The organism is Rhodobacter sp. P2_H5, assembly GCF_056403335.1.
Genome location: NZ_JBFUFS010000022.1, coordinates 16959 through 41366 on the forward strand (window position 1 = coordinate 16959; position 24408 = coordinate 41366).

24 protein-coding genes are annotated in these 24408 nt (G+C 65.2%); 4 read left to right on the forward strand and 20 right to left on the reverse strand.

Annotated elements, in window-relative coordinates; genetic code table 11:
- Window positions 1-54: 54 nt before the first annotated feature.
- A complete protein-coding gene (locus AC1DVR_RS20460; protein WP_478002465.1) occupies window positions 55-675 on the forward strand; it encodes a thiamine phosphate synthase in 621 nt (206 codons plus the stop codon).
- A 4-nt stretch (window positions 676-679) separates the two neighbouring features.
- On the opposite strand, the gene olsA is transcribed toward AC1DVR_RS20460, so the two are convergent.
- From olsA to AC1DVR_RS20475, 3 genes are all read right to left on the reverse strand, one after another.
- Entirely contained in the window at window positions 680-1510 is an 831-nt protein-coding gene (gene olsA, locus AC1DVR_RS20465; protein WP_478002466.1) for a lyso-ornithine lipid O-acyltransferase, read from the reverse strand.
- Window positions 1507-2292, reverse strand: a complete 786-nt coding sequence (gene olsB, locus AC1DVR_RS20470) for an L-ornithine N(alpha)-acyltransferase (RefSeq protein ID WP_478002467.1) — start codon at window positions 2290-2292, stop codon at window positions 1507-1509. The genes olsA and olsB overlap by 4 nt, the downstream gene beginning before the upstream one ends.
- Window positions 2293-2374: 82 nt before the next feature.
- On the reverse strand, window positions 2375-2572 hold the full coding sequence (locus tag AC1DVR_RS20475; RefSeq protein WP_478002468.1) for a DUF3553 domain-containing protein: 198 nt from the start codon (window positions 2570-2572) through the stop codon (window positions 2375-2377).
- 23 nt (window positions 2573-2595) lie between these two features.
- Here AC1DVR_RS20475 and AC1DVR_RS20480 point away from each other — a divergent pair, with 23 nt between their 5' ends.
- A complete protein-coding gene (locus AC1DVR_RS20480) occupies window positions 2596-3192 on the forward strand; it encodes a histidine phosphotransferase family protein (protein ID WP_478002469.1) in 597 nt (198 codons plus the stop codon).
- A gap of 5 nt (window positions 3193-3197) precedes the next feature.
- Here the strand turns inward: AC1DVR_RS20480 and AC1DVR_RS20485 are convergent, their stop codons facing one another.
- The 3 genes from AC1DVR_RS20485 to obgE form a co-directional block, all read right to left on the reverse strand.
- The gene (locus AC1DVR_RS20485; protein WP_478002470.1) at window positions 3198-4457 is read right to left on the reverse strand and encodes a glutamate-5-semialdehyde dehydrogenase; all 1260 of its coding nucleotides are present in this window, start codon (window positions 4455-4457) and stop codon (window positions 3198-3200) included.
- 70 nt (window positions 4458-4527) lie between these two features.
- Window positions 4528-5652, reverse strand: coding sequence for a glutamate 5-kinase (gene proB / locus AC1DVR_RS20490; protein ID WP_478002471.1), 1125 nt, complete (start codon window positions 5650-5652; stop codon window positions 4528-4530).
- Complete coding sequence (gene obgE / locus AC1DVR_RS20495) at window positions 5640-6665, reverse strand: GTPase ObgE (protein WP_478002472.1); 1026 nt, start codon at window positions 6663-6665, stop codon at window positions 5640-5642. The genes proB and obgE overlap by 13 nt, the downstream gene beginning before the upstream one ends.
- A gap of 273 nt (window positions 6666-6938) precedes the next feature.
- On the opposite strand from obgE, the gene AC1DVR_RS20500 reads away from it, so the two are divergent.
- A complete protein-coding gene (locus AC1DVR_RS20500; protein WP_478002473.1) occupies window positions 6939-8021 on the forward strand; it encodes an alkene reductase in 1083 nt (360 codons plus the stop codon).
- 64 nt (window positions 8022-8085) lie between these two features.
- On the opposite strand, the gene AC1DVR_RS20505 is transcribed toward AC1DVR_RS20500, so the two are convergent.
- From AC1DVR_RS20505 to AC1DVR_RS20535, 7 genes are all read right to left on the reverse strand, one after another.
- Entirely contained in the window at window positions 8086-9705 is a 1620-nt protein-coding gene (locus tag AC1DVR_RS20505) for a dihydroxyacetone kinase subunit DhaK (protein ID WP_478002474.1), read from the reverse strand.
- An 11-nt stretch (window positions 9706-9716) separates the two neighbouring features.
- Window positions 9717-10712, reverse strand: a complete 996-nt coding sequence (locus tag AC1DVR_RS20510) for an ABC transporter ATP-binding protein (RefSeq protein WP_478002475.1) — start codon at window positions 10710-10712, stop codon at window positions 9717-9719.
- Window positions 10705-11799 carry an ABC transporter ATP-binding protein gene (locus AC1DVR_RS20515; RefSeq protein WP_478002476.1) on the reverse strand — a complete coding sequence of 365 codons (1095 nt, stop codon included), beginning with the start codon at window positions 11797-11799 and terminating at the stop codon, window positions 10705-10707. The genes AC1DVR_RS20510 and AC1DVR_RS20515 overlap by 8 nt, the downstream gene beginning before the upstream one ends.
- A 3-nt stretch (window positions 11800-11802) precedes the next feature.
- On the reverse strand, window positions 11803-11991 hold the full coding sequence (locus AC1DVR_RS20520; protein WP_478002477.1) for a hypothetical protein: 189 nt from the start codon (window positions 11989-11991) through the stop codon (window positions 11803-11805).
- The gene (locus AC1DVR_RS20525) at window positions 11988-12926 is read right to left on the reverse strand and encodes a carbohydrate ABC transporter permease (protein ID WP_478002478.1); all 939 of its coding nucleotides are present in this window, start codon (window positions 12924-12926) and stop codon (window positions 11988-11990) included. The genes AC1DVR_RS20520 and AC1DVR_RS20525 overlap by 4 nt, the downstream gene beginning before the upstream one ends.
- A complete protein-coding gene (locus AC1DVR_RS20530; protein WP_478002479.1) occupies window positions 12923-13870 on the reverse strand; it encodes a carbohydrate ABC transporter permease in 948 nt (315 codons plus the stop codon). Before AC1DVR_RS20530 ends, AC1DVR_RS20525 begins: the two co-directional genes overlap by 4 nt.
- A 113-nt stretch (window positions 13871-13983) precedes the next feature.
- The gene (locus AC1DVR_RS20535; protein WP_478002480.1) at window positions 13984-15303 is read right to left on the reverse strand and encodes an ABC transporter substrate-binding protein; all 1320 of its coding nucleotides are present in this window, start codon (window positions 15301-15303) and stop codon (window positions 13984-13986) included.
- A gap of 166 nt (window positions 15304-15469) precedes the next feature.
- Here AC1DVR_RS20535 and AC1DVR_RS20540 point away from each other — a divergent pair, with 166 nt between their 5' ends.
- Window positions 15470-16489: a LacI family DNA-binding transcriptional regulator gene (locus tag AC1DVR_RS20540; protein ID WP_478002481.1), complete on the forward strand. Its 1020-nt coding sequence runs from the start codon at window positions 15470-15472 to the stop codon at window positions 16487-16489.
- Here AC1DVR_RS20540 and AC1DVR_RS20545 read toward each other — a convergent pair.
- Genes AC1DVR_RS20545 through AC1DVR_RS20575 form a run of 7 tightly spaced genes read right to left on the reverse strand, consistent with a single transcriptional unit; the run spans window position 16484 to window position 24302 of the window.
- The gene (locus AC1DVR_RS20545; protein ID WP_478002482.1) at window positions 16484-18250 is read right to left on the reverse strand and encodes an ABC transporter ATP-binding protein; all 1767 of its coding nucleotides are present in this window, start codon (window positions 18248-18250) and stop codon (window positions 16484-16486) included. The two genes, AC1DVR_RS20540 and AC1DVR_RS20545, sit on opposite strands and share 6 nt — an antisense overlap.
- Complete coding sequence (locus AC1DVR_RS20550) at window positions 18247-19206, reverse strand: acetamidase/formamidase family protein (protein WP_478002483.1); 960 nt, start codon at window positions 19204-19206, stop codon at window positions 18247-18249. Before AC1DVR_RS20550 ends, AC1DVR_RS20545 begins: the two co-directional genes overlap by 4 nt.
- A 6-nt stretch (window positions 19207-19212) precedes the next feature.
- Window positions 19213-20835, reverse strand: a complete 1623-nt coding sequence (locus AC1DVR_RS20555) for an ABC transporter substrate-binding protein (protein ID WP_478002484.1) — start codon at window positions 20833-20835, stop codon at window positions 19213-19215.
- Window positions 20836-20852: 17 nt separating this feature from the next.
- Window positions 20853-21773 carry an ABC transporter permease gene (locus AC1DVR_RS20560; protein WP_478002485.1) on the reverse strand — a complete coding sequence of 307 codons (921 nt, stop codon included), beginning with the start codon at window positions 21771-21773 and terminating at the stop codon, window positions 20853-20855.
- Entirely contained in the window at window positions 21774-22658 is an 885-nt protein-coding gene (locus tag AC1DVR_RS20565) for an ABC transporter permease (protein WP_478002486.1), read from the reverse strand.
- Window positions 22636-23235, reverse strand: a complete 600-nt coding sequence (locus AC1DVR_RS20570) for an ANTAR domain-containing response regulator (protein WP_478002487.1) — start codon at window positions 23233-23235, stop codon at window positions 22636-22638. The genes AC1DVR_RS20565 and AC1DVR_RS20570 overlap by 23 nt, the downstream gene beginning before the upstream one ends.
- Complete coding sequence (locus AC1DVR_RS20575; protein WP_478002488.1) at window positions 23232-24302, reverse strand: transporter substrate-binding protein; 1071 nt, start codon at window positions 24300-24302, stop codon at window positions 23232-23234. The genes AC1DVR_RS20570 and AC1DVR_RS20575 overlap by 4 nt, the downstream gene beginning before the upstream one ends.
- Window positions 24303-24408: the final 106 nt, after the last annotated feature.

Sequence of the window (24408 nt, forward strand, 5' to 3'; positions counted from 1 at the left end):
GACAAGCGCCCCGCTTTAGGCTAAACGGGCGCATTCACCGCGAAGGAGCCCGCTTTGGCCAATCAGGACCGCCCGCAGATCACCCTCATCACCCCGCCGAGCCTGGACCTCGACCTTTTCCCCACGGCGCTGGCCCGCGTGATGGACGGGGTCGAGATCGCGGCGCTGCGCCTGACCCTCGCCACCAAGGACACCGACGAGATCGGCCGCGCCGCCGATGCCTGCCGTCTTGTGGCCCATGCCCGCGACGTGGCGATCATGATCGAGAACCACGTCCTCTTCGTCGAACGCCACGGGCTTGACGGCATCCACCTGACCGACGGCGCCCGCGCCGTGCGCAGCCTGCGCAAGGACCTCGGCGCGGATGCCATCATCGGCGCCTATTGCGGCACCACGCGGCATGAGGGCATGACGGCGGGCGAGGCCGGGGCCGATTACGTCTCCTTCGGGCCGATCGGCGCCGCGGGCCTTGGCCTCGGCACGCAGGCACCGCGCGATCTGTTCGAGTGGTGGACCGAGATGATCGAGGTTCCCGTCGTCGCCGAAGGCGCCCTGACCGCCGAGCTGGTCGAAAGCTTCGCCCCGGTCACCGACTTTTTCGCCGTCGGCCCCGAGATCTGGGGCGAGGAAGACCCGCTCGCCGCCCTCAAGGCCCTGCTGAAGCCGATCCTGTAAGGCCCTACGCCCCCGGCTGATCCGCGCCGACATGGCTGGTGCGGATCACCCTTTCGCAATAGGCCGCAAGGCTCTTGCGGTCGGGGAAGGAATGCACTGGCACGGGGGCGTGAAAGATCACCTCGACCCGGCCGGGGCGGGGATCGGCCAGCACCATCAAGAGATGCGGGCCAAAATCCATGTCGCCATACCAGCCATAATGCCGCGCATCCGCGCCTTTGGGCGCGTGCCAGATCACCGTCACCGGCTGGATCTGCAAGGGCTCGGGCACATCGGCGCTGAAGAAGGCGGCGAAGAGCGTGGCTTTGAAGGGCAGCACCCGCATCCCGTCGGTCGAGGTGCCCTCGGGGAAGAACAGCAGCTGATGGCCCGCGGCCAGCCGCGCCTCGAACATCGCTTGTTGGCGCTTGGCCTCGGCGCCCTTGCGGGTCACAAAGACCGTGCCGGTGGCGCGCGCCAGCCAGCCGATCCCGGCCCAGGCGGCGACCTCGGACTTGGCGACGAAATAGATCCGCGCCGCCGCGTTCAGCGCGAAGATATCCAGCCAGGAAGTGTGGTTGGCCACCATCGCCCCGGGGGCCTTCATCGGCGCACCCCTGACTTTGTGGCCGATTCCCAGAAGGACAAAAGCCGTCCGGCACACCGCTTGCGTGATATGCGGGGTCCAGGGCCGCGCCGCCCCGTGCAGCGGCCGCTCCACCAGCCGCAGCAGAAGCAGCAGCGCTAACCCGCCATAGGCCACCAACGCCAGAAGCCCGCCGCGCCAGATCACCCGCAGCCAGCCGCCCGGCCCGATCCGCCGGGGCGCCGGACGGGCCGAAAGCCAGTCGCTCATCCCTCGCGCCCCGATTTCCGCGTGTAGAAATCGCGGTGCTTGCCGCTCATCCTTGCGGTGTCCATCACCAGACAGACATCGATCGTGTTGAACGCCCGGTCGATCCAGGCCCCGTCCGAGACAAAACCGCCGAGCCGCAGATAGGCCTTGATCAGCGCCGGGATCCCCGCCATCGCGCGGGCCCGGTCAAGCGCCTCTTCCGGCAACAGATCCATGTTCAGCGCTTGCGCCGGCTGCGGCGTCACCCGCAAAGCCTCGGGCGCGCGGTGATGGTGATGGAGGAGCGACAGAGGCTGCGCCAAGGCCGCCGCATCAGTGCCGTGGAACGAGGCCGCGCCGAACAGGACCTCGATCCCGCGCTCCAGCACATATTCGGCCAGACCATTCCACAACAGAAACATCGCGGCCCCGCCCCGCATGTCGCGGTGCACGCAAGACCGTCCCAGCTCCAGCAAACGCCGCCCGCTGGACTTGAGGCGCGACAGGTCGAACTCGCCCTCGGAATAATAGCGCCCGGCGGCTGCGAAGCGTTCGGGCGGCAAAAGTCGGTAGACGCCCACCACATCCGACAAGGTCTCCGGGTCGCGGCGGCTGTCGATCAGCAGGAGGTGGTCGAAACAGGGGTCGAACTCATCCGCCTCCAGCCGGTTTTCATGGTCCACCAGCGGCCCATCGGCGCCCAATTCGGTCACGAAGACGTCGTAGCGCAACCTTTGGGCAGCGCGCAGGTCTCTGGCATCACGGGCCAGGCGAAGCGTCAGGGCAGCGGCATCAAGGGTCATCGGGTCCGGCGCATCAGGGTCCTGGAAGGGTGGCTCAGCTTGCCATGAGCGTCAAGTGACACAAAAACGTGACAAATTGCCGTCATGGCGAGGGGCCAGTGGAAAAATCCACAACAAGGCTGATAAGGTTCGTATCAATCACCACCTTGCCGCGATTTTCGAAGTTAACTGTGCATTTACCATTTATGAGGGACTGTACCTGACCAAGGCCCCACTCGGCTTCTGCCGGATGGCGCACCAGCATTCCCGGTTCCAGACCAGAAGACCTATCGAGCCGCATCTAAGCCTCCGCAAAGGATTGCCATGTCAGACAAATCAGACCTCGCCGCCCTGCTCGGGTCGCGCATCTGCCATGACCTTATCAGCCCGATCGGCGCCATCGGCAATGGGCTGGAGCTGCTGATGATGGACACCGGCACCCATGGGCCCGAAATGGCGCTGATTTCGGAAAGCGTCGGCCATGCCAATGCCCGCATCCGGTTCTTTCGTGTGGCCTTCGGGGCGGCGGCGGGCGAACAGCGGCTGGGCCGGTCCGAAGTGGCCAGCATCATCACCGACATGACACGGGGCGGCAGGCTTGCCATCGAATGGAACACCGGCACCGATCTGGCGCGGGGCGAGGTCAAGATCGCCTTCCTGCTGCTGATGTGCCTGGAAAGTGCGATGGCTTACGGCGGCAAGATCACGGTGACGGTTGACGGCGGGCGCTGGCATATCATCGGCGAAGCGCCCAAGCTGCGGCTCGACGCCTCGCTCTGGGCCATGCTCGCCGATCCGACCGCCGACCCCGAGATCACCCCCGCCGTCGTGCATTTCCCCCTCGCGGCGGAGGAGATCACCCGCCGCCAGTACCGCCTGTCGGCCGAACTGGGGCAGACCACGATCAAGCTCAGCTTCTGACCGTCTCAGGGGCGGATCGTGCCATCCCCGGTCACAAGGTATTTGAAGCTGCAAAGCTGCTCCGCGCCCACCGGGCCGCGCGCATGCAGCTTGCCGGTCGCGATGCCGATCTCGCCGCCCATGCCGAACTCGCCGCCATCGGCGAACTGGGTCGAGGCGTTGCGCATCAGGATCGCGGAGTCGAGCCGCTGGAAGAACTTGGCAGCCGTCTCGTCATTCTCGGTCAGGATGCTTTCGGTGTGGCTGGAGCCGTATTTGCGGATATGCGCCATGGCCTCGTCGACGCCATCCACCAGCTTGGCGGCGATGATCATGTCGAGGAACTCGCGCCCGAAATCGTCGGGTGCGGCCTGCACCGTGCCGGGGATCTTCAGAAGCTCGCCCTCGGTGCGCACCTCGACCCCGGCCCTCAGCAGGTCCTCGATCAGCACGCCGCCATGCTGGGTGTAAAACTTCCAGTCGATCAGCAGGCATTCGGCCGAGCCGCAAACCCCGGTCCGCCGCGTCTTGGCGTTCAGGACCACACGGCGCGCCTTCTCAAGGTCGGCGTCCTTGTCGGCATAGACGTGGCAAATCCCTTCCAGATGCGCAAAGACCGGCACCCGCGCCTCGCGCTGCACCAGACCCACCAGACCCTTGCCGCCGCGCGGCACGATGACGTCGATATAGTCGGTCGCCGTCAGCATGGCCGAGACCATTTCGCGGTCGCGCGTCGGAACCAGCTGGATCGCGGCCTCGGGCAGCCGCGCTTCGCGCAGGCCGCGCACCATGCAGTCATGGATCGCGGTGGAGGAATGGAAGCTTTCCGAGCCGCCGCGCAAAATCACCGCATTCCCGGCCTTCAGGCACAGGGCTCCGGCATCCGCCGTCACATTGGGCCGGCTTTCATAAATGACGCCGATCACACCCAAGGGTGTGGCAACCCGCTGGATGTGCAGACCGTTCGGCCGGTCCCATTCCGCCAGAACCCGTCCCACCGGGTCGCGCTGTTCCGCCACGGCGCGCAAGGCATCGACGATCCCGCGCAAGCGGTGATCATCCAGCCGCAGCCGGTCCATCATCGCCGGGCTCAGCCCCTTGGCGGCGCCGTAAGCCATGTCCTCGTCATTGGCGTCCAGAATGGCCTGCCGGCTTTCCCAGACGAAATGCGCCGCACTGACCAGGGCCGCATATTTGCGCTCCTGGCTGGCATAGGCGAGCTCGGCCGAAGCCGCCCGCGCCTTGCGGCCAATGTCTGTCATCAGATCGGAGAACTGCCCGTCCATCCTTCACCCTTTCATTTTGGTGAAAATATCCCACGGGGGTCCGGGGGTATGAAACCCCCGGCGGGTGGGATCATATCACCATATCGTCACGATGCACCAGGGCCGCACGCCCCTGATAGCCCAGAATCGCCTCGATCTCGCCAGAGCGGTGCCCGGCAATCGCCTTGGCCTCGACGGCGGTATAACGCACCAGACCCTTGCCCAAGACAACCCCCTCGGGCGAGACGATCGCCACCGGGTCGCCACGGCCGAAACTGCCGGTGACCGCGGTCACCCCCGCCGGCAGCAGGCTTTTGCCCTGCGCCATGGCCGTCACGGCGCCGGCGTCGAGCTTCAGTTCGCCGCGCGGTTTCATCGCGTTGATCCAGCGCTTGCGCGCCGCCTGCGGGTCGCTGATCGCGACAAACCAGGTCCGGTTCGCGCCATTGGCCAGCGCAGACAGCGGCCGCAGGGTCGAGCCTTCCATGATCGCCATGGCACAGCCCCCCGCCACCGCGGTCTTGGCGGCCAGAAGCTTGGTCTTCATGCCGCCTTTCGACAGGCCGGAAATCGGGTCGCCCGCCATCGCCTCGATCTCGGGCGTGATCTTCTGGACCAGATCAAAGCGCTGCGCGGTCGGGTCTTCCTTCGGGTTGGCCGAATAGAACCCGTCCACATCCGAGAGAAGGATCAGCATATCCGCCCCCGCCGTCACCGCGATCTGCGCGGCCAGGCGGTCGTTGTCGCCAAAGCGGATTTCATCCGTCGCCACGGTGTCGTTTTCATTGACGATCGGCACCACGCCAAGGCCCAGCAGCGTTTCCATCGTGGCGCGCGAGTTCAGGTAGCGCCGCCGATCCTCGGTATCTTCCAAGGTCACCAGAACCTGCCCGGTGATGATGCCATGCGGCGCCAGCACTTCCTCGTAAGCCCGCGCCAGCCGGATCTGCCCGACCGCCGCTGCGGCCTGGCTTTGCTCCAGCGTCAGGGGCCCGTTCCCCAGCCCCAGCACCTTGCGCCCCAGGGCGATGGAGCCGGAGGAGACCAGCACCACCTGCGTGCCGCGCACCTTGGCCTCGGCCACATCCATCGCCAGCGCCGAAAGCCAGCCCTGCCGCAAACCCTTCGCATCCACCAGAAGGGCGGAGCCGATCTTCACCACCAGACGGCGGGCCGTCCTGATATCGGGGGCGGAAATATGGCTCAGGGCCGCCACGGCTGCACCTCTTCAGGCTTGGCATTGCCGGCCTTGATGCGGGCGTGGATCTCGCGCAGCACGTCTTGCAGGCCACGACCCGCGACGCCGGAAATCACATGGACCTCGCCCCCGCTGGCCTTTTCCAGGGCGCGGCGGCGGTCGCTGATCTGCTTGGCGTCCATCGCATCGACCTTGTTCAGCGCCAGAATCCGCGGCTTGTCGCCAAGCACTTCAGAATAGGCCTCAAGCTCGTGAACGATCGTGCGGTAATCCTTGGTGATGGTGGAAGAGGTGCCATCGACCAGATGCAGCAGGACCTTGCAGCGCTCGACATGGGCGAGGAACTGCATGCCAAGGCCACGGCCTTCCGAGGCACCTTCGATCAGGCCGGGGATATCGGCCATGACGAATTCCGACCCATCGACGCCCACGACGCCGAGGTTGGGCACCAGCGTGGTGAAGGGATAATCCGCAATCTTCGGCCGCGCGTTCGACACGGCGGCGAGGAAGGTCGACTTGCCGGCATTGGGCAGACCAAGCAGACCCGCATCCGCGATCAGCTTCAGCCGCAGCCAGATGGTGCGCTCGACACCCTCTTGCCCCGGGTTGGCGCGGGCTGGCGCGCGGTTGGTCGAGGATTTGAAGCGCAGGTTGCCCCAGCCGCCATTGCCGCCTTCGGCCAGACAAACGCGCTGGCCGGGGATGGTCAGGTCGGCCAGGACCGTCTCTTCGTCCTCGTCCAGAATCTCGGTGCCCAAGGGCACGCGCATCACCATGTCTTCACCGGTCTTGCCGGTTTTCTGGCTGCCCATGCCGGGCTGGCCGGACTTGGCGAAGAAGTGCTGTTGGTAGCGATAGTCGATCAGGGTGTTCAGCCCCTCGACCGCCTCGGCCCAGACCGAGCCGCCATGACCGCCATCGCCGCCATCCGGGCCGCCGTATTCCACATATTTGTCGCGCCGGAAGGACACGCAGCCCGCACCGCCGCCGCCGGAGCGGATGAATACTTTGGTGAGGTCGAGAAACTTCATGGGCGAAAAACCGATATGAGGGGACGCATCAGCCGATAGACCCAAGAAACCAAAGGTGCAAGCCTTCTGCTGCATCCAGACAGCGCCACGCGCCGGGATAAGCTTGCCCAAAGCCGAAGGCAGGGGGCAAGCGGCGGTAGATGGGGGTCTTCGCGCCCTATTTCAACCCCGGCTTCGGTGCAGCCCCGCACAGAGATGGCGCCGCCCGGGGCCGTTGTGGCCGCAGGCCCGTTCTTCCACTGAATGGGAGAAATGCCTTGAAAGGGAAACCACATGCCGACGATCTCTGTCTTTGAACCCTATGCGATGGGCCCGCACAAACTGGCCAACCGGTTCGTGATGAACCCGATGACGCGCTGCCGCGCCGATGCCGATGGCGTGCCGACTGCCATCATGGCGACCTATTACGGCCAGCGCGCATCGGCCGGTCTGATCGTGACCGAGGGGATTTCGCCCTCGCCCGACGGGCGCGGCTATGCCCGCCAGCCCGGCCTTTGGACCGATGCGCAGATTGCCGGCTGGTCCGCCGTCACCGGTGCCGTCAAAGCTGCGGGCGGCACGATCTTCGCCCAGGTGATGCACACCGGCCGGGTGAGCCACCCTGCCAACATGCCCGCCGGCGCCCGCATCGTAGCCCCGAGCGCCGTTGCGCTGGCGGGCCAGATGTACACCGACTCGCTCGGCATGCAGGACTATCCGGTTCCGGCCGAAATGACCGCAGCCGACATCGCCCAGGCCAAGGCCGAGTTCGTCACCGGCGCGAAGAACGCGATCGCGGCGGGCTTTGACGGGATCGAGCTGCATGGCGCCAATGGCTATCTGCTGGAGCAATTCCTCAGCCCGCTGACCAACCTGCGCAGCGACGGCTACGGCGGCTCGGTCGCCAACCGGATCAAGTTCGTGGTCGAAGTGGCGCAAGCGGTGGCGGCTGCCATCGGCGCCGACCGGGTCGGCATCCGGCTCTCGCCCTATGGCATGGCCTCGGGCATGGCGCCCTATCCGGAGCTGGACGAAACCTATCTGGCGCTGGTCAAGGCGCTGGATGAGGTCGGTCTGGTCTATCTGCATGTCGTCGATCACGCCGCGATGGGCAATCCGCCGATCCCGGCGGACTTCCTGACCGCTCTGCACAAAGCCTGGTCGCGCACCTTCTTCATCGGCGGCAGCTTCGATCTCGCCTCGGGGCAGGACGCCGTGAACGCCGGCAAGACCGATCTGGTCGGCATCGGCCGCGCCTTCATCGCGAACCCTGACCTTGTGGCGCGGTTCAAGGCCGGCAAGCCGCTCGCTGCAGCCAATGCCGATACGTTCTACACCCCCGGTGCTAACGGCTACACCGACTACGCGGTGGCCTGAGCCACTTCCTTCAAGGCTTGGCTGATCGCGAAGGCCCCGTGGCATTGCCCCGGGGCCTTTTGCGTCAGGCCGACAGGGCCTCGAACAGGCGGGCCACGGCCTCGGCCCCGGGGTCGACATGGCCTTCCAGATTGCCCGCGTTGACATAGGCCGCGCGTCCCGCCTTGGCTTTGCGCAGGGTCGCGGTGTGATCCGCCCCCTTGCGCGCCGCAGCGGTGGCGGCCGGCAGCCCTTGGTCCAGCGCCTCCAACGCCGGTTGCAGCGCGTCGATCATGGTGCGGTCGCCGAGCCTTGCGCCGCCAATCTCCTGCATCCGGTCCAGCCCGGCGCGCAGCGCGTCGCGCATCGTCAACCCACTCGACGCCGCATCCCCTGCCGCCGCAAAGAAGATCGCCAGCAGCACGCCCGAGGAACCGCCCATGGTCTGGCTCAGTTCAAGCCCGATGGCGCGGTAGAGCTGGGTGTGATCGGCCAAAGGCAGATGATCCATCGCGCCGATCAGGGCCCGCGCCGCGCCAGCCAGAGTGGAGCCGGTGTCGCCGTCGCCCGACTTCGCATCCAGCGCGTTCAGATCCGCCTCCATCCCGATCAGCACCTCGCAGCACCGGGTCAGGAAGGCCCGCGTCGGCGCATGGGCCGAGGGGATCGGCCGGATCGGCGTCAAGCCATCCGGCAGGGCCAGAAGCGCCGGCGCCGTCATCGCATGGCACCCCGGCCAGGCGGCCAGCGGGGTTTCCGCCTGCAATGCCACCTCATCCTGCGGGGTCAGCGGGTAGACCGAGATCGACACCCCCCGCATGTCCAGCGAAGTCATCATCGCGGCAGGCCCCACCATCAGCTTGATCCGCGGGCCCAGGCTGGACCGCGCCAGTTCATAGGCCAGCACCGACATTTCCAGGACCGAGGTGCCGCCAAGGTTGTTCAGCAGGGCAACATGCGGCCCCTGCCCCATCGCGGGGGCCAGCTTTTCCACCATCGCCGCCACGGCCTGTTCGGCTCCGGTGAAGCTGACCTGCTCCACCCCCGGTTCGCCGTGGATGCCAAGGCCCAATTCGGCCATGCCGGGAGCGATGCGGCTTTCCTTGGCCGAGCCGGGCACGGTGCAGGTGTCCAGCGACATGCCGATGGATTTGGTGCCGGCGATCACCCGCTCCGCCGCCTCGGTCACGGCGGCAAGGTCGGCACCGGATTCGGCCAGATGGCCGGCGATCTTGTGGACAAAGAGCGTGCCCGCCACGCCGCGCGCCTGCGGCAGGTCGGGAAGCGCGATGTCGTCATCGACGATCACCATGCTGACCTTGCGGCCAAAGGCCCGCGCCCGCTCGGCCGCAAGGCCGAAGTTCAGCCGGTCGCCGGTATAGTTCTTGACGATCAGGAGACAGCCCGCAGGCCCCGTCACCGCCAGAATCCCCGCCAGCACCGCATCGACCGAAGGCGAGGCGAAGACATCGCCGCAGACCGCCGCCGTCAGCATGCCGGGGCCGACAAAGCCCGCATGGGCCGGCTCATGCCCCGACCCACCGCCCGAGACCAGCGCCACCCGCGACTTGTCCCAGTCGGCCCGCACCACGACGCGGATATGCGGAAAGCCATCCAGCCGCGCCAGCTTGCCGCCGGAGGCCATGATCACCCCGTCAATCGCCTCGGTGACGATATTCTCACGTTTGTTCATGAATTGAGTCATGTGGTCCTCCCTCAGGCAATGCGTGCGCCGGTGGCGTCGAAGTAGAACGGCCGTTCCGGCTGGATCTTCACGATGTCGCCGGCGCGCAAGGGCGTGTGGGCATGGGTCACCGTGATCAGGTCATGGGTCTTGAAGGTCAGATGCAGACGGGTCTGGTCGCCCAGATGCTCCACCCGTTTGACAAGACTGTCCTGCCCTTCGCCCTGATGGATCTGTTCGGGGCGCAGGCCGATATGGGTGGCGCCGGAGGGGGCGCCGCCGAAGACATCGGCGGGCAGGATGTTGATGCGCGGCTGGCCAAGGCGGCTTGCCGCGTAGATACTCACCGGCTGTTCGTAAATCTCGCGCGGGGTGCCGAATTGCACCAGACGGCCATGGTCCAAGACGCCGACATGGGTCGCCATCGTCATCGCCTCGATCTGGTCATGGGTGACATAAAGGAAGGTGGCGCCCAGATTGGCCTGGATGTTCTTCAACTCCACCCTAAGGTCCGCCCGCAGCTTGGCATCCAGCGAGCTGAGCGGCTCGTCCATCAGATAGACCGAAGGATTGCGCACAAGGGCTCGGCCGATGGACACGCGCTGCATCTCCCCCCCGGACAGCGCGGTCGCCTTGTTGTCCAGCTTGTGGGAGATCTGCAGGATATCCGCCACTTCGGCCACCTTGCGGGCGATCTCGGCCTTGGGAGTCTTCAAAAGCGGCGATTTCAGCGGGAATTCCATATTCTCGCGCACGGTCAGATGCGGATAAAGCGAGTATTGCTGGAAGACCATCGCCACATTGCGCTGCGCCGGGGTCAGGCCCGCCATCGGCTGGCCGCCGATCAAGACCTGGCCCGCATCGGGTTTGTCGAGGCCGGAGGTCATCCGCAGCATCGTGGTCTTGCCCGCGCCCGTCGGCCCGAGCAACACCACGAAAGAGCCATCCGGGATCGTCATCGAGACATCTTCCAGCGCGATCTGGTTGCCGAAGCGCTTGGAGACGTTCTGTAAAATCACCTCAGCCATGGTTCAGCACCCTTTGATTGGCGACCGACAGCAAGGCGCGGCCTTCGGGGTTGAATAGCGTGATGGAGCGGGGATCCAGGCGCAGCCCCGTCGTCGCACCCACCCGTACCGGAGTTTCTGAACCGATCCGGGCCTTGACCGTGCCATGTTCGGTGTCCAGCGTGACGATCTGCGTGGTGCCGAGATATTCGCTGGCGAGAATCCGGCCCCGGGTCGGCGCCGTGTCGTCCAAATGCACATTCTCGGGCCGCACGCCGAGGATCAGCGCGCCGCTGGCCCCGTCGAGCATCTCGGGAATTGCGATCTCGTGCCCCGAAAGGCTGACCGAAGTTGCGCCATGCCCGACCATGCCATCAAAGCGCAGGAAGTTCATCGGCGGCGAGCCGATGAAATTGGCGACGAAGGTCGTGGCGGGCCAGTCGTAAATCTCCTGTGGGCGGCCGAATTGTTCGACGACGCCGTGGTTCATCACCACGATCTTGTCGCCCATCTGCATCGCCTCCAGCTGGTCATGAGTCACATAGACCGTGGTGGCGTGCATCCGGTCGTGCAGGGCGCGCAGTTCCTCGGCCATATGCTCGCGAAACTCGGCATCCAAGGCGCCCAGGGGCTCGTCCATCAGGAAGCAGGCGGGATTACGAACGATCGCTCGTCCAAGCGCCACGCGCTGGCGGTCGCCGCCCGACAGGCCGCCCACCGGGCGGTCGAGCAGCGCCTCGATCCCGAGGATGCGGGCCACTTCCTCGACCTTGGCCTTGACCTGGGGCTTGGGCATGCCCTGGCTGACCAGCGGGTAGGAGATGTTCTTCCTCACATTCATATGCGGGTAAAGCGCGAACATCTGGAAGACGAAGGCGATGTCGCGTTGGCTGGCGGGCTTTTGGGAGACCTCCTCGCCGTTGATGTAGATCTCGCCTGAAGTGGGCAGTTCAAGGCCTGCGATCATGCGCAAGGTCGTGGTCTTGCCGCAGCCCGAGGGCCCGAGCAGCATGAAGAATTCGCCGTCCTCGATGGTGAACGAAGACGATTGCACCGCTGTGAAGGCGCCGAATTCCTTGCGGATGTTCTTGATGACGATCTGGGCCACCGCTTACTCCGGGAAATGGCTGACGATGATGAACATGACGGTGCCCACCAAGGTGACGAGGAAGGAATAGGTGAAGAGCACCAGGGCGAAGGGCTGCATCAGCATGACGACGCCAAGGGCGATCAGGATGGTCGCCAGCATCTCCCAGGGGCCGCGGCGCAGGTGGAGAAGGCCGTTGAAGAAGGCACTCATTTGCGAACCGCTCCGAAGGTGATGCCGCGCAGAAGGTGTTTCCGCAGCATGATGGTGAAGATCATGATCGGCAGCAGGAACAGGGTGGCGCCTGCCGCCACGGCGGGCCAGTCCTTGCCGCCGGTGCCGATGATCGTGGGGATGAAGGGCGGGGCGGTCTGCGCCTCGCCGCTCGTCAGCAGCACGGCGAAGGCATATTCGTTCCAGGCGAAGATCAGGCAGAAGATCGCGGTGGAGGCGATGCCGGTGGCGGCCTGCGGCAGCACGACTTTGTAAAAGGCCTGAAACCGCGTGTAGCCGTCGATCAGGGCTGCCTCTTCGTATTCGATCGGGATCTCGTCGATGAAACCCTTCAAGAGCCAGACCGAGAGCGACAGGTTCACCGCGGTGTAAAGGAAGATCATGCCAAGGTGCGTGTCGTTCAGGCCAAGCTCCCGGTACATCAGGAAAATCGGGATGGCGACGGCGATGGGCGGCATCATCCGGGTGGAGAGGATGAAGAACAGAAGGTCGTCCTTGAGCGGCACCTTGAAGCGGCTGAAGGCATAGGCGGCGATGGTCCCCAGAAACACGCTCAGGAAGGTCGAACCGAAGCCGATGATGACCGAGTTCAGGAAGCGCTGGCCGTAGCGAGAAGGCCCGGTGATCACCATGTCGTATTGCCGCACGATCGTATCGTACCAGGTGGTAGGCGGGCCGAGGGCGGCGAGATCCTCTGGCGTCACCCGGCTGCGCGAGGTGAAGAGGTTCACATAGCCTTCCAGCGTTGGCGAGAAGAAGACTTTGGGCGGGTAGGCGATCGAATCCGAGGGCGATTTGAAGCCGGTGGCGATGATCCAGACCAGGGGCAGCAGGGTGACCAGAGCGTAGAGGATGACCAGGCTGCCGGCGATCCACTTTTGCCTTTTGGAGGGTTCGGTGATGGAAAAGCTCATCTGTCTTTCACCTTGTTCAGCGCCTTGACGTAGATCGAGGCGAGGCCGAAGACCGTCACGAAAAGGATCACCGCATAGGCCGAGGCATAGCCGGTGCGCCACTTTTCAAACGCCTCGCGTTTCAGATCGATCGAGGTCAGCTGCGTGGTGGCCCCGGGGCCGCCGCCGGTCAGCTGCACGACCAGGTCGAACATCTTGAAATTCTCGATGCCGCGGAACAGGACGGCGAGCATCAGGAAGGGCAGGACCATGGGAATGGTGATGGTCCAGAACTGCCGCCATTTCGAGGCGCGGTCGCATTCGGCGGCCTCGTAGATGCTCGGCGGAATCGAACGCAGGCCCGCCAGACAAATCAGCATCACGAAGGGCGTCCACATCCAGGTGTCCACGATGACGATGGCCCAGGGCGCCAGAGGCACTTCGCCGATCATCGAGAAGCTGGACGGGTCCGCTCCGGTGAAGAAGGCCACGACATAGTTGAAGAGCCCGATCTGCGGTTGGTAGAGGAAGGTCCAGAAATTGCCGACCACGGCGGGCGACAGCATCATCGGCAGCACGATCAGCGTGGTCCAGAGATCGTTGCCGCGGAATTTCTTGTTGATCAGGTAAGCCAGAGTGAAGCCGATCACCACCTGCAACAGGATCGTCCAGATCAGGAAATGCGCCGTGGCTTGCAAGGAGGCCCAGGTGTCGGGATTGGTCAGGATCTTGCGGTAATTCTCGATGCCGATGAAATGCACCGGGTTGTTCGGCCGGTTGGTGCGAAAATCGGTGAGAGACAGGCGGATCGTCCAGATCAGCGGGAAGATATTGACCGCCAGCAGCAGGAAGATCGTGGGGGCGACGAAGACCCAGGCGATGGCCCGGTCAGACAGGCCCCGGACCTTGTGGGCAAGCCGGGACGGTGTGGCCTCGGCAATGCGATGAGCCATGTTTTCGGACATGATGTGGGGTTCCAGAGGGCGGATTCGACGAAGGAAGGATGCGCGAGGCCCGGTTGGCCCTCAAGAGCCTCGCGCTTATTGCCCGTGGGGAGAGGAGACGGGCAAATCCGGGGTCAGTACTTGCCTTCTTCCTCGAAGGTGGCGTGCCAATCCTTGACGATGCCATCCAGCGCCTCTTTGGCGGTGCCATGGCCAGCCACGACATAGTCATGGAAGTACTTCTGCGAGGCCTGCATCAGCGTCGCGTAGCTGGGTTCAGCCCAGAAGTCCTTCACGATCGCCATGCTGTCCAGGAAGGTCTGCGCATAGGGCTGCGAGGTCGCAAAGCCCGGGTCTTCCACCACGGCCTTCAGCGCCGAATAGCCGCCGAGCTTCCACCACTTGGCCTGCACATCCTTTTGCGCGAACCACTTGATGTAGGAGAGAGCCGCGTCCTTCTTCTCCGACGTGGCCACGACCGAGATGCCCTGCCCGCCAAGCTGGGCGAACTGGTCGCCGTCGGGGCCGGCCGGATTGGCGAAATAGCCGGTCTTGTCGCCGCCGACCGCCGCATCGGTGTTGAAGCCGGGCCAGGTGAAGGCAAAGTTCATCGCCATCGCGACCTGACCGGATTTATAGGCATCGACGCCCTCGCCCATGTAGGCATTGGACATGCCGGGCGGCGAGCAGCAGTCGTAAAGCGCCTTGTAGAACTCCAGCCCTTTCACGGCCTTGTCGGAGTTCACGTAGCCTTCCATGTCATAGGGCTTGTCGGGGTTGTCGTATTTGAAGCCGAAGGAATAAAGCACATCCATGGCCCCCATCGTGATGCCTTCGGAACCGCGCTCGGTGTAGATATAGGCGCCGTAGACCTTCTTGCCGTCTTCCTCACGGCCGTTGAAGAATTCGGCGATGTCCTTCAGCTCGGCAAAGGTTTTCGGCGGGGCGAGGTCGCGGCCGTATTTGGCCTTGTACTCTTCCTGGTTCTTGGGTTCCGCGAACCAGTCCTTGCGGTAGGTCCAGCCCACCACGTCGCCAAAGGCCGGCAGCGCCCAGTAGTTCGGCGTGTTCTTCGGCCATTCGGCATAGCCCACCACGGTGGCGGGGATGAAGTCGTCCATCTTGATGCCGTTGGCGTCGAAGAAGTCGTTCAGCTTCACATATTGGTTGTTTTCGGCGGCGCCCCCGATCCACTGGCTGTCGCCGATCATCAGGTCGCAAAGCTTCCCGCCCGAGTTCAGCTCGTTCAGGAAACGGTCGGCAAAGCTGGTCCACGGCACGAATTCGAAATGCATCTTGTTGCCGGATTGCGCTTCGTAATCCTTGCTCAGTTCGACCAGGGCGTTGGCCGGGTCCCAGGCTGCCCAGCACAGGGTCAGATCCTCGGCCTTGGCCGCGCCCATGGATGCAGCGACCGCCACGGCCGCCGACGTGATCAACAGTCTCGCTTTCATTTTTGATTCCTCCCGGTTCAAGGCCCCGGCCTCCTCGCCGCGACTCTTTGCCCTTCTTGACGGTAGATGAGGTACGCACCTCATGGCAAGCGATTTTTGAGGTACGCACCTCAATTCTATTGCCTCGCCCGGGGAATTCGGGGAAAAGAGGGGAAAGGAGACCGGCATGCGACCGACGACGAAGGATCTGGCCAAAGCGGCAGGCGTCAGCCTTGCGACCGTGGACCGGGTCCTGAACGACCGGATCGGCGTGCGCGAAGACACGGTCAGGCGGGTGACCGAGGCCATTGAGAAGATTGGCTTTATCCGCAATCTGTCTGCCGCCAACCTCGCCCGGTCGAAAAGCTATCGCTTCGTGTTTTTGCTGCCGCGCTCGGGCGATCAGTTCCTGTCAGCCCTGATCGACCGCATCGACGAGGCCAATCTGGCCTTCGCCGCCGAGGCGACACGGGCCGAGGTCGTCCAGATCCACGAAAGCGACCCGCACCAGATTGCGAACTTTCTGGAGGGGCTGGACCCCACCGCGCTGGACGGTGTGGCGATCATGGCCCCCGAATCGCCCCAGGTCCGCGACGCCAAGGCGCGGCTGGGTCAGCGCGGCGTCGAAGCGGTTTCGTTCATCTCGGGCCAGATCACCGCGGATGAGGATTTCGTCGGCATCGACAACCACGCCGCAGGCGCCACGGCGGGCCGCCTGATGGGGCGGTTTTCGGGGCAAGCGCCGGGCAAGATCCTCGTGGTCGCCGAGACCATGCATGCGCGCGACAGCCTGGAACGCCGCCTCGGCTTTGACGAGGTGATCAACGCCGACTACCCGCATCTGACCGTTCTGCCCTCGCTCGAAACAAGGGGCGAGGCGGAGCGGACCGACCGCATCATCCGCACCACCTTTGCCCGCAACCCCGACATTTCCGGCATCTATATCCTCAGCTCCGAAGCCCGCCTGCCGTTGGAGACGGTGACCCAGATCACCGATGGCGGGCGTCCGGTGATCATCGCCCACGAACGCACCCAGTTCACCGAGGCGGCCCTGCTGTCGCGCCGGATCGACGCCCTGATCACCCAGGACCCCGGCCATCTGGTGCGCAGCGCCATCCGCATCCTGCGCGCCCGCTGCGACCGGCGCGAGGTTCTGGCCAGCCAGGAAAAGATCCGGATCGAGATCCTGATCGCCGAGAACCTATAGCGCGACCAGATGACCGCCGCCGATATCGGTCAGTAGCAGGCGCTTCGGCCCCTGCCCCAGGGCATGCACCGGGCTTGGCACTTCGCCCGCCAGACGCGGCACAGGGGGCCGGACATGGCTGGGGTCAGGCACCGGAACCGCCGCGATCAGGCGGTTGGTATAGGGGTGCTGCGGGTTGCCGAAGACTTGCGCCCTTGTCCCAGTCTCGACGATCTGGCCAAGGTACATGACCGCGACCCGGTCCGAGATATTCTCCACCACTGCCATGTCGTGGCTGATGAACAGGTAAGCGATGCCGAACTCCTGCTGCAGCGCGCGCAACAGGTCCAGCACGCGGGCCTGCACCGAAACATCCAAGGCCGAGACGCTTTCATCGGCGATCACCAGCTGCGGGTTCAGGGCCAAAGCCCGCGCAATGCAGATGCGCTGGCGCTGCCCGCCGGAAAACTCATGCGGGTAGCGGTCGAGCTGGTCGGGCGACAGACCCACTCGGGCGAACAACTCCGCCGCTTTGGCCCGGCGCGAGGTCGCATCGCCGATCCCGTGGATCAGCAGAGGTTCCGCGACAAGATCCGCTACCCGCATCCTGGGGTCGAGCGCGGCCGCCGGGTCCTGAAACACCATCTGCACCTGCCGCCGCAGCGCCTTCTTTCCCGCCGTATCAAGGTCTGACAGGGCCAGCCCGCCGACCTCGATCCGGCCCTGATGCGGGACGAGGCCGACCACGGCCTTGGCAATCGTCGACTTGCCGCACCCGGATTCGCCGACCAGCGCAAAGGTCTCGCCCTTGCGGATGGTCAGACTGACCTGCTCTACCGCATGGACCTGATGCGTCACGCGGCCCAGAAGGCCACCGCGCAGGGGAAAGCGGACGGAAACGTCAGTCAGCCGCGCCACCACCTCGCCTTGCGGTTCGGGGCGGGCGGTGGCGCTGCCCATGCGCGGCACGGCAGAAAGGAGGGCTTGCGTATAGGCTTCGCGCGGGCGGTGGAAGAGGTCTTCGGTTGCGGCCTCCTCCACCACGGCGCCGTTCTGCATGACGATCACCCGATCGGCCATTTCGGCCACCACGCCCATGTCATGGGTGATGAGGATGATCGCGGTGCCAAGCTCCCTTTGCAGATCGCGCAGCAGGTCCAGAACCTCGCGCTGCACGGTGACATCCAGCGCGGTGGTGGGTTCATCCGCGATCAGCACCTCGGGCCGCAGCGCCAGCGCCATAGCGATCATCACGCGCTGGCGCATGCCCCCGGACAATTCATGCGGGAACTGGGTCATGCGGCGTTCGGGTTGCGATAGACGGACGGCGCGCAAGGCCTCCAAGGCGCGCGCCCGCGCTTTCGCGCGCGAGAGGGGCGCGTGGGCGCGAATCGCCTCGATCACCTGATCGCCCACCGACATGACGGGGTTGAGCGAGGTCATCGGCTCCTGAAAGATCATCGCGATGCGGTCGCCGCGACAGGCGCGCATCTGATGTTCGGGCAGTTTGGTCAGGTCCGTGGACCCGAGCCGCACCGCACCGCCGCTGACGCCCACATTCGGCGGCAAAAGCCCCATGATGGCGAGCGAGGTGATCGACTTGCCCGACCCGCTTTCCCCCGCAATCGCAAGGGTTTGCCCCTTGTGCAGCGTGAAGGACAGATCGCGCACCAAGGGCCGAGCCCCGGCTTCGGTGGCGACCGAAACCGTCAGCCCCTCCACCGTCAGCACGGGGGCTTCCGGGGCCGTTTCGGCCCCGGAGATCGGCAAGATTGCCGTCATTCGAACACGCAGCGCGGGAAGTAGAAGGAGACGACCCAGTTCGGCATGTCGACAATCTCGGATATCCTGAGGTCGCCACAGGTCGAGACCAGCATATAGGCGTCCACCGCCGCCATGCCGCGCGTGGCGCAAAGGAAGTCGACCATGCCCGCAACCGCATCGCGCGCGGCGCTCATCAGGTCGGGGCCGATGCCGGTGGTAACCTCATAGCCCTTGGCGTCCAGATGGCGCGTCACCGGCCCGGGCGTGGTGAAGCGCGGGGTCTTCAGCGGGTAGTTCTTCACCAGATCAAGGGTCAGGACCACATCCATCGGGCTTTCGATGGCGGTGCCGCAAACCTCGCCATCACCTTGCGCGGCATGGGTGTCGCCCACGCTGAAGAGGGCGCCCGCCACCTCGATCGGCAGGTAGAGCGTGGTGCCGGCATTGAGGTCGCGGATGTCGAGGTTGCCGCCGACGCGCCGGGGCGGGACGACCGAGTGCAGGCCGGGTTCGGCCAAAGCATTGCCGATGGTGCCGGCAAAGGGCTTCAGGGGAACGCGGGCTTCCTTGCCGTACACCGCCGGGCCCATCTGGCCGGGATCATAGCTCCAGACATGCAGGGCCGGGTCGGTGAACTGGTCGGCGAGCAGGCCAAAGCCCGGGATATTCGCCGTCCAGCCAAAGCCGCGCCCCTCGAAGACACGAGGGGCAAAGCTCTCGATGGTGACCTTCAGCACGTCGCCCGGCTCGGCGCCTTCGACGAAGATCGGGCCGGAGACCGGGTTGATCTTGCCGAAATCGAGGGCGCTGACGTCAGCCACGGTCGACTGCGGGCCAAGCTGGCCCGCAGAACTGTCATTGCAGTGAAAGAGGATCGTGGCGCCGGGTTCGACCCGCGCAGCCGGGGCAAAGGCATTGTCCCAGCCGAAGTGATGCTGCGCGCCGTGGATCGTGTAGTTGCAGGCTTTGCACATGATGGTTCACTTCACATAGATGTAGTCGAAGTTGATCGGCGTCGCGACCGGATCGGCGTAAAGCGCATTGGCGCCGCCCAGTCGGGGCGCATGCATGGTATAGCGGCTTTCGTTGAACACCGGAATCCAGGGCGCATCGGCCATGACCTTGCCCATGATCGTGGACCAGGCTTTCATCCGCGCCTCGGTCTGCTCGGGGGCGGTCATCGCATCGGCCTTGGTCGACTCGGCATCGAGATCCTTGTTGCAGTAATGCGCCCAGTTCCAGCCGCCCGGCCCGCCCGATTGGCAGGACAGGATCGGACCGTAAAAGTCGGACGGATCGGGGAAGTCCGCCGCCCAGGCCATGCCGCCGGACCAGATCATCGGCGCCGAGGTGGGCTCGCCCCCAGCCTGGATGACATTGGCCTGCGCCAAGGACTGGATCGAGGCCTTCACGCCGATCTTGGACAGATCCTGCTGGATGGCTTGGGCAATCCGCGGGTTGGGGTCGGTGTTGTAGACAAACAGTTCGGTCTCGAACCCATCCGGGAAGCCTGCCTTGGCCAGCAGGGCCTTGGCGGCGTCGGGGTCATAGGCATAGCCTTTGAAATCAGGGTCATAGCCGGGCATGCCGGGCGGCAGCACCTGCCCTGTCGGCTTGGCGCGGCCATTGATGATCTGCGTCACGCGCTCCTTGTTGATCGCCATGTTGAGCGCCTGCCGCACCTCCAGCTTGTCGAAGGGCGCGACGTTCAGGTTCATCGTGATATAGCCGGTCTGCAGGCTGGCCTGGCTGACGACCAGCGCCGCCTGCGCCGGGTCGGCCATCACTTCGGTGAACTTGGCCGGCGGGATGCCGTCGCCGGCGATGTCGATCTCGCCCTTCTGCAGGCGCAGAAGCGCCACGACAGGCTCTTGCCCGACCTGGAAGGTGATCTTGTCCAGATAGGGTTCACCCTTGCGCCAGTAATCGGCGTTGCGTTCGAAGGTGATGCTTTGCCCCAGCGTCCAGTCGGTCATCTTGAAGGCCCCGGTGCCGACCGGATGCTTGCCGAAATCGGCGCCCGAAGCCTCCACCGCCTCTTTCGGCACGATGTAGGAGAAGTTCAGCGCCATGACCTGCAGGAAGGTCGCATCGGGGCGGTTCAGGGTGATCGCCACGGTCAGGGGATCGACGACCTTGACGCCTTCAAGCCCAGTGGCCGAGCCATCGGCCATCTTCTCATAGCCGAGGATCGAGGCGAAAAAGCCCGCGCCGGGGGATTGGGTTTTCGGATTGGTCACGCGGTCCAGCGAGTATTTCACATCCTCCGCCGTCATCTCACGCCCGTTGGTGAACTTGACCCCTTTGCGCAGGTGGAAGGTAAAGGTCATGCCGTCTTTCGAGACGTCATAGCTTTCGGCCAGACCGGGGCGCAGCGTGGTGGTGCCGGGGACATAATCCATCAACCCATCGAACAGCGACTTGATCATCGACCAGTTCTGCCAGTCATAGCCGATCGCCGGGTCCAGCGTGGCCACGTCGTCGTGGTAGGTGACGGTGATCTCGCCGCCCTGTTTGGCCGCGGGGTCGGGCGTGTAGTCTTGCGCCAGGGCGGGCATGGCACAGGCCAGCACGAGGGCGGTGGAGGCGAGCAGGTTTTTCATGGTCTCTCCTGTTGGTTTTATCGGATCTTGATTCTGGGGTCGATGAAGGGCGTGATGAGGTCGGCCAGAAGGTTGCCCAAGACGATGGCCACGGCGGAAACGAGGGTCACCGCCATGATGATCGGAATGTCGATGCGCTGGATCGCCTGCCAGGCCAGCTGCCCGATGCCGGGCCAGGCGAAGACGCTTTCCACCACGACCACGCCGCCCATGAAGACGCCGATGTCGATGCCGATCATCGCGATCACCGGCAGGATGGCGTTGGGCAAGGCGTGGCGCAGCACGACGCGGGCGCGGGTCAGGCCCTTGGCGCGGGCGGTGCGGATGAAATCGGCGGCCAGAACCTCGACCATCGAAGAGCGCATCATGCGGGCGTACCAGCCCGAGCCGAGGATGCCGAGGGTGATCGCCGGCAGCACCAGATGCCGGAAGGTGCCGTAGCCGCCGACCGGAAACCAGCTCAGATGCACGGCAAAGACGTAGAGGAGCAGCAGGCTGACCACGAATTGCGGGGCCGATACCGTGACGAAAGAGGTCATCATCAGCATCTGATCCGCCAGCCGCCCCTTGGTGAGCGCGGCGACGATGCCCATGGTCAGACCCAGAACCAGCTCGCAGCAAATCCCCGCCGCCATCAGCAATAGCGTGGCGGGCAGGCGCGAGGCGATCAGTTCGGCCACCTGGGTTTTTTGCAGATAGCTGCGCCCGAAATCGCCATGCAGCAGGCCCGTCAGGTAACGGAAGAACTGGACGATGAAGGGTTGGTCGAGGCCCAGTTCGCGCCGGATGTTGGCGACGGTTTCCGGCGTGGCAGATCGGCCCGCGATCTGGCGCACCGGGTCGGCGGGCAGGACGTAAAGCAGAAAGAAGGTGATGAAGGCCACCCCCAGCAGGATCAGCGCCGACTGGATCAGGCGGCGGAAAAGGTAAGCCGCCATCTACCCGCGCCCCCTTTGCGTCGGGTCGAGAACGTCGCGCAAGGCGTCCCCGACAAGGTTGAAGGCCAGCGCCAGCAGGATGATCGCAGCACCAGGGATGAAGACCAGCCAGGGGGCCGATTGGAAATAGGTCTGGTTTTCGAAGATGATATTGCCCCAGCTGGGCGTCGGCGGCTGCACGCCCACCCCAAGGAAGGACAGCGTCGCCTCCAAAAGTACGGTGGTTGAGATGCCAAGGGTGCCCCAGACGATGATCGTCGGCAGCAGATGCGGCAGGATGTGGCGGAACAGGATGCGCCCGGTGCCCGCGCCCAAGGTCCGCTCCGCCGCGATGAAGTCGCGGGTCGCGAGAGAGGAGGTCTCGGTATAGATCACCCGAGCCGTCTGCACCCAGTTGACCAGAGCAATCACCATGGCGACGATCCAGAGCGAGGGCTGGAAGATCGCCGCAAGGCAGATCGCCAAAAGCAGCGCCGGAAAGGCCATCATCAGGTCGGTGAAACGCATCAGGACCGATCCGACCCAGCCCCGGAAATAGCCCGCCAGAAGCCCCACGATGGTGCCGATCAGCAAGGACATTCCATTGGCCACCACCCCGATGATCAGCGATGTCCGCGCACCATAGAGGATGCGCGAGAACAGATCGCGGCCCAGAAGGTCGGTGCCGAAGAGGAAGGCGCCACCCGGCGGCATCGGCGCGCCCTCCAGCGTCAGGCCGTCGAACATCTGTTCATCGGGCGCATGGGCGACAAGCCAAGGCGCCGCCAGCGCGCTGCCGATCACCAGGGCGATGACCAGAAGGCCAAGCACGGCCAGCTTGCGGCGCATCAGGCGGCGCAAGGGGCCTGCGGGGCGGCTGGGTTCAGCCACGGTTGCGGAAACCATCGGGGTCCTTTCCGGCGGCGGCGATCCGGGCCGCCGCTTCCTCCAGCGTCACGCGCCAGGCCATGGCCATCTGGCGCAGGCGGTCATAGGCCTCGGCCTCGGTGCCGCCACGCGCGGCCAGAAGGGTGACGGCGCGCACCAGGGTCTGGCGTTCATCCAGCCGCCGCCGCAGGCCCGCGATTTCAACGCTCAGCGCCGCCTGCGCGTCAAAGGCGGCGCGGGCGACCAGAAGGGTCGCATAGGCCCCATTGTCGCCCACGGGTTTGAGCATCTGGGCATGGGCCCCGGCCTCCAGCGACCATTCGATGCGGCCGGGCGCCTCTGACCCGATCAGCGCGATCATCGGCATGGGCGAGGCGCCGGGCGCCCAGGGGAATTGCGCGTCATGCCCCATGTCGGCGTCGAAGAACACGAAATCGGCGCCAAGCGCGCTCGCGTCCAGTTCGGGCCAGACTTGGGTGACGGCCAGGCCGATGGCGGTCAGCTGGCGGGTCAGGGCCTGCACGGTCGGGTGCGGGCGGTGCAGGATGATCGCCTGCGCGCCACCGAGGTTCTGGATGCGGACCGGGCGCTTCATGACACGACCCGCAAGGCCGGCGCCATCGGGTCGCGGCCGCGCGTGAGGTACGGGTCACCCGCCACGGCGCCGCGGTTCTGGATCACCCGAAACGCCCCATTCTCCACCCTTGCGATCAGCACGGGCAGGCTGGTGTGATGGGTGTCGGGGTCGATGATCCCCCCTGCCCCGTCCAACAGATCCGACAGGCCCTTCGCCTCGGGCCTTCGGGCCAAAAGCCGGGCCAGTTCGCGCACCGCGACAAAGGCCGAAGCCTCGTGCGAGGAGCCGAAGCTGCCGCCGGGCCAGGCCTGCTGGCCGCGGAAATAGGGGCCTGCGGCGACCAGCCCCTCGGCCCGGTCGCCCAGCGCGGGCAGCTCCGCCTCGGTCAGGTTGCAGGACAGGACCGGGCAGTGGGCGGGCAGGAAGGCTGCGTCCTCGGCCCCGAGCGCGCGGTGGGCCTGCATGAATTCGTAAGACGACGGGCCGATCAGCGAGTTCAGGATGAAATCCGGCCTTGTGGCGCGGATCTCCTCGATCATCCGGGCGACATCGGTCGAGCCGATCGGCAGATAGCGTTCGCCCAAGACCTGCCCGCCCGCGCTTTGCACGATCTCGCGCGCCAGGCGGTTCATCTCCCAGCCCCAGATATAGTTCGATCCGGTCAGGTAGGCGCGCTTGCCATGCGCGGGCATCACCCAGTCGAGCAGCGGCAGAAGGTGCTGGTTCGGGCAGGCATGGGTATAGACGACGTGATCGGAGGCTTCGAACCCTTCGTAAGGCACGGTGTACCAAAGGGTGCCGCCCAGCTTCTCCAGAACCGGGATCACCTCCTTGCGGCTCCACGAGGTGACACAGCCGATGACATGGCGGGCGGCGGTGTCACGCAGGATCTCGGCACAGAGTGGGCCGTAAAGGTCGATATTGCCGCCGGGGTCGCGTTCGACCGGCAGGAAGGTGACATCCAGGTCGGGGTCGGCGTTGATCCGGGCGATGGCCGAAAGGGCCCCGGCGCGGCAGGCCTCGCCGATCAGCGAATAGCTGCCCGAGCGGGAGTAGAGCAGCCCAAGTTCCACGCGACGTTTCATGCCAGACCGTCCAAAACAAAAGGCCCCGGCGCAGTCCTGAAAAGGTACTGCGCGCGGGGCCCTGATGCCACACCGGCTTTTGCCGTAAATGATGTTGTGACGCTAG